The sequence below is a fragment of the Rhodoferax sp. OV413 genome (assembly GCF_945881795.1).
Taxonomy (GTDB): domain Bacteria; phylum Pseudomonadota; class Gammaproteobacteria; order Burkholderiales; family Burkholderiaceae_C; genus Allorhodoferax.
This window is the reverse complement of the sequence record NZ_CAMCVG010000093.1, coordinates 1-8087: the sequence shown is the minus strand read 5'-3', so window position 1 is coordinate 8087 and position 8087 is coordinate 1. Positions and strand designations below refer to the sequence as shown.

The 8087-nt window shown below is 60.0% G+C and carries 8 protein-coding genes and 1 pseudogene; 6 read left to right on the top strand and 3 right to left on the bottom strand.

Translation table 11 applies throughout. From position 1 onward, the window contains the following. Positions 1 to 227, top strand: a 227-nt coding sequence (locus Q0O05_RS10345) for a hypothetical protein (protein WP_293662731.1), incomplete at its 5' end; no start/stop codon positions are given. A 186-nt stretch (positions 228 to 413) separates the two neighbouring features. Here Q0O05_RS10345 and Q0O05_RS10340 read toward each other — a convergent pair. Beyond that, entirely contained in the window at positions 414 to 1184 is a 771-nt protein-coding gene (locus Q0O05_RS10340; protein WP_293662729.1) for a Crp/Fnr family transcriptional regulator, read from the bottom strand. 175 nt (positions 1185 to 1359) lie between these two features. Between Q0O05_RS10340 and Q0O05_RS10335 the strand changes: the two genes are divergently transcribed. After that, positions 1360 to 2517, top strand: coding sequence for a fumarylacetoacetate hydrolase family protein (locus Q0O05_RS10335; RefSeq protein ID WP_293662727.1), 1158 nt, complete (start codon positions 1360 to 1362; stop codon positions 2515 to 2517). 62 nt (positions 2518 to 2579) lie between these two features. Here Q0O05_RS10335 and Q0O05_RS10330 read toward each other — a convergent pair whose 3' ends face one another. Continuing rightward, positions 2580 to 2999 (bottom strand): SWIB/MDM2 domain-containing protein, encoded by a 420-nt coding sequence (locus Q0O05_RS10330; RefSeq protein ID WP_293662725.1) that lies wholly within the window; start codon positions 2997 to 2999, stop codon positions 2580 to 2582. Between the two features lie 221 nt (positions 3000 to 3220). Then, a complete protein-coding gene (locus tag Q0O05_RS10325) occupies positions 3221 to 4162 on the bottom strand; it encodes a DMT family transporter (RefSeq protein ID WP_293662723.1) in 942 nt (313 codons plus the stop codon). Positions 4163 to 4305: 143 nt separating this feature from the next. Between Q0O05_RS10325 and Q0O05_RS10320 the strand changes: the two genes are divergently transcribed. The 4 genes and pseudogenes from Q0O05_RS10320 to Q0O05_RS10305 form a co-directional block, all read left to right on the top strand. Next, on the top strand, positions 4306 to 5466 hold the full coding sequence (locus Q0O05_RS10320; RefSeq protein ID WP_293662721.1) for an extracellular solute-binding protein: 1161 nt from the start codon (positions 4306 to 4308) through the stop codon (positions 5464 to 5466). A gap of 86 nt (positions 5467 to 5552) precedes the next feature. Continuing rightward, positions 5553 to 6653: a polyamine ABC transporter ATP-binding protein gene (gene potA, locus Q0O05_RS10315; protein ID WP_293662719.1), complete on the top strand. Its 1101-nt coding sequence runs from the start codon at positions 5553 to 5555 to the stop codon at positions 6651 to 6653. A gap of 8 nt (positions 6654 to 6661) precedes the next feature. After that, complete coding sequence (locus Q0O05_RS10310) at positions 6662 to 7585, top strand: ABC transporter permease (RefSeq protein ID WP_293662717.1); 924 nt, start codon at positions 6662 to 6664, stop codon at positions 7583 to 7585. Between the two features lie 8 nt (positions 7586 to 7593). Next, positions 7594 to 8087: pseudogene (locus Q0O05_RS10305) on the top strand (putrescine ABC transporter permease PotI); the annotation flags it as partial.

Here is an 8087-nt window from a genome sequence, read left to right as displayed (position 1 = left end):
AAAATCCAGCGGGAACCATCAACGGCCACAAATTGGCAAGCGAAGTTGAAGAGTTTATTGATCTTCAGTCCAACCAAACCGTGATGGACGAAGTTCTTAATGGGCTTAAAAAAGATAACAGCCTTTACAAACGTCTTCGTAATCGCGATGTGATTCAGGAAAGTTACAGCTCACAATCGATGCTCAAAAGATTATTGATGGACTTGAAAGAACTGGCTTACTATTGACGCCATTTAAAATTCATCTAATTTTTAGTTGTTAAAACCTCTCAAAACTCCAGGAATCCTGCTGGAGTTTTTTTATTTCAGGTGCCCTCTAAACTAAACGGTCTTTTAATTCGGAGTATCTGCTGCGCACCTTTGTTCACCACCTCGGTTGATTGGTTTTTGGCGATGAGCTTGGGCCATGCGTATTCACACGGCGACAGTGCGCGGTAGAAGCCGGTCGTATTCTTTCTTGACGACCTCATAGCACTCGCAGGTGCGCTTCTCCAGGCCCGGGCGGTCCAACACATTGATATGGCCCCGCGCATAGCTGATGAGGCCTGCGCGCTGGAGCTTGAGGGCGGATTCGGTCACCCCCTCGCGGCGCACGCCCAGCATATTGGCGATGAGCTCCTGGGTCATCACCAGATCGCTGCCCGGAAGCCGGTCCAGGCTCAGCAACAGCCAGCGGCAGAGCTGCTGGTCTAGCGTGTGGTGGCGGTTGCAGACGGCGGTTTGCGTCATCTGCGTAATCAGGGCTTGGGTGTAGCGCAGCATCAGATGCATCACGGGAGCGGACTTGTGGAATTCCTCCTTCATGAAGTGCGCGTTCAGACGGTAGCATTCGCCGGCGCTTTGCACGACAGCGCGGCTGGGCGTGGAGCTGCCGCCCATAAAGACCGATACGCCCACCATGCCTTCCATGCCGACCACGGCAATCTCGGCCGACGAGCCGCTTTCGAGCACGAATAGCAATGACACGATGGCGGTGGTGGGGAAGTACACATGGCGCTGTTGGCTGCCCGACTCATACAACACCTTCCCAAGCGGCAGATCGACGACTTCCAGATGCGGGAGCCAGCGCTCCCAAACGTCCCGGGGCAGGGAGGCCAGCAAGTGGTTGCGGCGCGGGTCAGTTTTCGGTAGCAATGGCACCTCGTGGAGGTAGTGGGCTGGTGTGCAAACTAGCCAGATAAGCATTCATGGTGCCAATGAGTGTACGGCTACGGGCACGAAGCGTATGTTCGTTACCGAACATTCATGCCCGGCAGAAGGGAGCGTCCGGGCTGAATTCCGCCGCACGGAAGCCCGCCTTTGACTGTCGATAATCGAGCCGAGCCCGCGCTTGTTCGGGTGGTAAAGGTTCCAGCTGCTTATGAGAGACATCACCCATAACCCCGATGCGCGAAGCTGGGTGGCGTCTGCCAATGCGGTCGATTCGGACTTTCCTATCCAGAACCTGCCCTTGGGCCGGTTTCGCCACAACCCGCTGGAGCCGTGGCAGATTGGCGTGGCTATCGGGGACAGGGTGCTGGACCTGCACGCCATTGGCCTGATTGACCACAACGACATGCGCCGCCTGATGGCAGTACCCGCAGACGCGCGCAGCGAGCTGCGCCTGGCGCTGTGGCAGGGCTTGAGCGAGGGGTCTGCGCTGGAAAAAATGTGGGCCGACGCCCTGCTGCGCCAAACCGAGGTGGAGCTGGGTTTGCCCTGCGAGGTGAGCGAGCTCACCCGTTTTGATGCCAGCAGCCCGTGGGCCCCGGTAGCCAGCGCTGGCCGCGCCTCCAGCATGGCCGCCAGCGGGCAGCAGTTTCACCGCCCGCACGGCCTGCTGCGGGCGCAGGGGCCTGAACACGCCTTCGCGTCTCAGGCAAGCGCCGAGTCTGCCTCTGCAGCGGTGGCACTTGGCGCCAGCCTGGATCTGTCATTTGAAGAGGGTTTTGGGGCCTGGGCGCATGCTGGTATTGCGCAGGGCGCTCCTGTTTCTATAGCGGATGCCGAATCCTGCATCGCCGGCATGACCTTGGTCAACGACTGGTGTGCCCGGGACCTCGGCCCATCGCAAATGGATGCGCGGAGTTTTGCGACCACCACCTCGCCGTGGCTGGTGACCCCCGAGGCCCTGGTGCCGTTTCGGGCTCCGCACGCAAGCGCTGCCCCGGCCCACCTCGACTCGGCTGCCAACCGCGCGCGGGGTGGTTTGCTGGCGCATATCGAGGTGTGGCGGCAGACCGCAGACATGCGCGCCGCCGGACAGCCCGCTGTGCGGGTGGCGCAGTCGGACATTTCGCGCCTGGGCTGGACGCTGGCGCAGCTGGTCACCCAGCACACGCTCAATGGCTGCCAGCTGCGTACGGGGGAGGTGCTGATGACCACGGGGCTGAATACCGCAGCGGGGCAGGGCGCCGCGGTGCAAGACGGCGACACCATCATCCTGCGGGGTGCTTGTGTGGCGGCCGGTGCGCGGCGTATTGGTTTTGGCGAATGCCGGACTACGGTGCTGAGTGCTGTGGCGGGGCCTAAGAGCTAACTCCGCCCATGAAAAAGGCCGGGGGATGCCCGGCCTGGTTTCGCAAGTGCGCTGCGCGCGACTTAGCTGAGGTGCTTGCCGATCAGACCGGCCATTTCAAACATGGTGACCTGCGCCTTGCCGAACACTTCCTTCAGCTTGGCATCGGAGTTGATATTGCGCTTGTTGGTGGCGTCTTGCAGGCCGTTCTTCTTGATGTAAGCCCACAGCTTGCTGACCACTTCGGTGCGGGGCAGGGGGGCTGCGCCCACCACAGCAGCCAGAGCCGCGCTGGGGGTCAACGCCTTCATGAAAGCGGCGTTCACAGTGCGCTTTTTGGCAGGGGCCTTCACGGCTGCTTTCTTCGCGGGGGCGGCGGCCTTTTTAGCTGGAGCAGCCTTGGCGGCTACTTTCTTTGCAGGAGCTGCAGCCTTGGTAGCGGGAGCAGCTTTTTTTGCGGGAGCGGCGGCCTTTTTCGCCGGTGCTTTTTTCGCAGTTGCCATGATCGGTGTCCTTTTAGAAGTTGATTTTCGGCCAGTAAAAAACAGCTTCTTCACTGGTGGCTCACATGCTAATGGCAAAAAAGCGCGAATCCAAGCGTAACGGCCCAATAAACAGGGGGGAATGTTGTTTTTTTCATTGGAGAAACGGCTAAAAACAGCTTTGTCGCGCCGGCTTCGGTGAGTGCGTGCGGGTAGCTGCGCTTGCCTGTGGCGGATTGCCACTACGCAGCGCGCGCGCCATCCTTGCCCGGCAGGGTTGCCAGCAGCACGCCCATCAGCGCAATGCACAAGGCCAGCCAATGCAGCGCGGTCATGGTCTCGCCCAGCACCAGCACGCCCACCAGGGTGGCAGAGATAGGCAGCATCACGGTGAATACGCCTGCGCTCGATGCGGGCACGTTCTTCAGCCCGCTCATCCATAGCCACACCGTCCAGACGCTGGCCGCCATCGCATAAAACACCAGCAGCATCCAGGAAGCCGGCTGCACCGCTCCAAAGTCGAACGACCAGGCCACATAGACGCCAAAGGGCGTCATCAGGGCCAGGCCCCAGAGGTTGATGAGTGCGGTGATGCGGCGCGGGCTCAGGGCGCCGGTGAGCTTTTTGGCAATCACCGCATACGCCGCCTCGCACAACACTGCGCCGAACACCAGCGCGTTGCCCAGCAGCGTGTTGTTAGGCACAAAACTGCCTTCCAGCCCCTGTAAATCCTGCGTGGGTAGCTCTTGTTTTGATAGCGAGAGCAGGCCGATGCCCACAACGCTGCAGGCGATGGCCGCCCAGGTGCGGGGGTGGATGTCCTCTTTCAGGAACACCCGGCTGAGTGCGGCTATGACCGCCGGAATGGCGGCCATGATGACGCCGGCCGACACTGCGGTGGTCATGCTCATGCCGGAAAGCATGCAGATCGAGAACAAAAAGTTGCCGAAAAACGACTCAAGAAACAGGTATTTGCGGGTCGCGGCGCTCATGGGCGGCTCGTCGGCGGGGCGCTTGAGCCAGTGCAATGTGGCCAGCCCGCCTATGCCAAAGCGCAACCAGGCGAGCAAAAAAACCGGCAGCACCAACACCAGCGGGCGGGAGAGGGCCACATAGCTACCCACCAGCGCCATGCTGGCGGCCAGCAGCGCATAAGAAATCAGTCGGGGCGGGGCTTGGAACAACGGAGGCCTTTGTGCGGATGTGTGGCGTGTCAGGCCAAAGGCCGGATCTGGACTTCTATAATCTTTTTTGTTGGCATTTTGCTTGAGTCAGTTAGTCGTTCGTCCTATCCACCCCCCTCTTTTCCTATGGAGATAAGCAGATCATGAAGAAGTACCTGTACTCGTTCGCGCTGTCGGCGCTGGTGTTGGCCGCGTGCGGCAAGAAGGAAGAAGCGCCTGCCGCCGCAGCCGCGCCCGCAGCCGTGGCAAGCGCCCCCGCTGAACCGGTGAACACCGAAGAGAAGGTGCTCAACATCTACAACTGGCCTGACTACATCCCCGAGGGCATGGTGGCGGCCTTCGAGAAAGAAACCGGTATCAAGGTCAACTACGACACCTTCGAAACCAACGAAGCTCTGCAGGCCAAGCTGGTGGCCGGCAACACCGGCTACGACCTGGTGGTGCCCGGTACAGTGTTCGCTAAGGCCCAAATTGAAGGCGGCCTGCTGCAGCCGCTGGACAAGTCCAAGATCAAAAACATCGCCAACCTGGATCCGGCCCTGATGGCCACCATGACCAAGGCCGACGCGGACAACAAACACCTGGTGCCTTGGGCCTGGAGCTTCACGACCGTGGGCATCAACAAGGGCAAAGTAGAAAAGGCGCTGGGCGGCATGCCCATGCCCGAGAACACCTGGGAACTGGTGTTCAACCCCAAGTACACCGCCAAGCTGAAGTCCTGCGGTATCGCTTATCTGGATTCCCCCACCGAAATCCTGCCTGCTGCGCTGCACTACATCGGTAAAGACGCCTATTCCAACAGCAGCGACGACTACAAGGAAGCCGGCGCCATGTTGGCCAAGGTGCGCAAGGACGTGCGCCTGTTCAGCTCCACCATGATTGACGACATCGCCGGTGGCAAGGCCTGCGCTGCCATCGGTTGGGCCGGAGACATCAACATTGCGGCTGCCCGCGCCAAGGAAAACGGCTCCAAAGACGTGATTGAGGCCCTGCTGCCCAGCACCGGCGCGCTGATTTTCATTGACGCTATCGCCTTGACCAAGGACGCCAAGCACCCCCAAAACGCGCACGCGTTCATCGACTTCTACCTGCGCCCCGACAACGCGGCGCTCATGACCAACGAGATGAACTACAACACCGGCAACAAGGCCGCGGTCGACAAAATCAAGCCTGAGATGACCTCCAACAAGAGCATCTTTGTGGACGCCGAATACTTCGGCAAGATGGTTCCTCCCAGCAGCTTCAGCAACGAAGCGCGCGAAGCCATGGCCAACGCCTACAACGCCTTCAAAAAAGGCAAGTAATCCTCGCGCCACTCGCACTCGGGGCTGTTTGTACGCCGGTATAAACAGCCCTTTTTTCTTTCCGGAGCTTTCACAAGGGTCCTTCCATGGCCGTGCACGCTGAACATTCGGGCTACCTCGTGACCGAAAGGCTCGTCAAACGATTTGACGAGGCGCTGGCTGTCGATGAGGTGTCACTCTCGATTAAGCAGGGCGAGATTTTTGCGCTGCTGGGCAGCTCGGGCTGCGGTAAATCGACCCTGCTGCGCATGCTGGCGGGCTTTGAGTCGCCCACCTCAGGGCGCATTCTTCTGGGTGGGCAGGACGTGGCCAACTTCCCGCCCTATGACCGCCCGATGAACATGATGTTCCAGAGCTATGCGTTGTTTCCGCATCTTGATGTCTGGGAAAACATCGCCTTCGGCCTCAAGCGCGAGGGGCTTCCCAAGGCAGAAATTCAGCAGCGCGTGGGCGAGATGCTGGACCTGGTGCAGCTAGGGCCCTTTGCCCGGCGCAAACCGCACCAGCTCTCCGGCGGGCAGCAGCAGCGGGTCGCACTGGCGCGCAGCCTGGCCAAACGGCCGAAGTTGCTCCTGCTGGATGAGCCGCTGGGTGCGCTGGACAAAAAGCTGCGCGAGCAGACGCAGTTTGAGCTGGTCAACATCATCGAAAAAGTGGGCGTGACCTGTGTGATGGTGACGCACGACCAGGAAGAAGCCATGACCATGGCGGGGCGCATTGCCGTGATGAGCAAGGGCCGCGTCCTGCAGGTCGGAACGCCGGAGGAGGTGTACGAGTACCCGGCCAACCGCTTTGTGGCCGACTTTATCGGCAACGTCAATATTTTTGAGGGTCGCCTGAGCGTGGAGGAGGTTGACCACTGCGCCGTCGTGACCGATATCGGCGAGATCAAGGTCGGCCATGGCGTGAGCGGCGCGCTGAACATGCCGGTGGGCATCGCGGTGCGCCCCGAAAAGATTGAGATCAGCAAGACGCGGCCCGATGTCAGCGTCAATGTGTTTTCCGGCCGGGTGAAAGAAATTGGCTACCTCGGCTCCTACAGCACCTTCATCGTGATTGCCGGCGACGGCACCCGCGTGAAAATCACCGAGGCCAACACCTCGCGGCTGGACTTGAGCGACATCACCTGGGAAGACGAGGTCTTCTTCTGGTGGGGCGACCGCTCCGGCGTTGTCTTGCGCGATTGAAGGCCGCCATGCCGCGTTTGCCTTTTGTGATTCCCATGCCGGGGCGCCGGTTTGTGATCGGCGTGCCTTTTGGCTGGTTGCTGGTGTTCTTTTTGCTGCCGTTTTTGATCCTGCTCTACATCAGCTTTGTGGACATGGGCAACGACATCAACCCGTTCAAGCCCATCTGGGATGCATCCACCGGCTTGCTCAAGCTGAAGTACGAAAACTATGGCTCCATCTTCCGCAGTGGTGATGGCGGCGGGCTGTTTCGGACGCTGTATGTCGAGGCGTATCTGCGCTCTATCTGGTATGCGCTGTGCACCGCGGTCTTGTGCCTCTTGGTGGGGTATCCGTTTGCTTACTTTATTGCCCGTTCCCGGCCCAGCGTGCGGCCCGCGCTTTTGATGATGGTGATGCTGCCGTTCTGGACGTCGTTTTTGCTACGCGTCTATGCCTGGAAAGGCATTCTGGCCGACCAGGGGGTGATCAATCAGTTGCTCATGGGGCTGGGCCTCATTCAAGAGCCGGTGCAAATGCTCTACACCAGCGTGTCGATGCTGGTGGGCATGACGTATGTGTACCTGCCGTTCATGGTGTTGCCGCTGTATGCCAACCTGGTGAAGATGGATTTCCGCCTGCTGGAGGCGGCATACGACCTTGGCGCGTCGCCCTTTAAGGCCTTCTGGCTGGTCACGGTGCCGCTCTCCAAGGCGGGCATCGTGGCGGGCTTTATGTTGGTGTTCATTCCAGCTTTGGGCGAGTTTGTGATTCCCTCGCTCTTGGGCGGGCCGGAAAACATCATGATCGGCCGCGTTGTGTGGGATGAGATGTTCACCAGCAACAACTGGCCGCGTGCCAGCGCGCTGGCTGTTATCATGATCGGGCTGATCGTGGTGCCGCTGGCTCTGTATTACCGGCACACCGGCGAATCTGCCGAAGCCCGTCATTGAGGTACCGCATGCAAAGCCGGCTTGAAAAACACGTTGGTAAGGTCTGGATGGCGCTGGTCTTCGCCTTCCTCTACATGCCGTTGATGTTCATGGTGGTGTTCTCATTCAACAGCACCCGCCAGGACGCGCAATTCACCGGCTTTTCGCTGCGCTGGTACGAGGCACTGACCCGTGACACCAAGATCGTCGAGGGCTTTTGGTTGTCGCTGCAGGTGGCGCTGGTCACGGGTGTGCTTTCTGCGGTGCTGGGTACTTTTGCGGCTTTTGTGCTGGTGCGCTACCGCCGCTTCTGGGGACGCACCATGTTCTCCGGCATGGTGAACGCGCCTTTGGTGATGCCGGAGGTGGTGGTGGGTCTGTCCTTGCTGCTGCTGATGGTGGGCGCTCAGAATGTTTTCGGTTGGCCGGAGCGCGGCATGTTCACCATCATCCTCGGCCACACCCTGCTGGGTATGGCTTACGGCATGGTGGTGGTGCAGTCCCGCTTGCTGGAGGTGAATCG

Bases quoted from the DNA above. Each gene is read 5' to 3' on its own strand.
- Q0O05_RS10310 (WP_293662717.1), top strand. From the start codon at position 6,662: ATGCCGCGTTTGCCTTTTGTGATTCCCATGCCGGGGCGCCGGTTTGTG.
- potA (WP_293662719.1), top strand. From the start codon at position 5,553: ATGGCCGTGCACGCTGAACATTCGGGCTACCTCGTGACCGAAAGGCTC.
- Q0O05_RS10340 (WP_293662729.1), bottom strand. From the start codon at position 1,184: ATGCTTATCTGGCTAGTTTGCACACCAGCCCACTACCTCCACGAGGTG.
- Q0O05_RS10330 (WP_293662725.1), bottom strand. From the start codon at position 2,999: ATGGCAACTGCGAAAAAAGCACCGGCGAAAAAGGCCGCCGCTCCCGCA.
- Q0O05_RS10335 (WP_293662727.1), top strand. From the start codon at position 1,360: ATGAGAGACATCACCCATAACCCCGATGCGCGAAGCTGGGTGGCGTCT.
- Q0O05_RS10320 (WP_293662721.1), top strand. From the start codon at position 4,306: ATGAAGAAGTACCTGTACTCGTTCGCGCTGTCGGCGCTGGTGTTGGCC.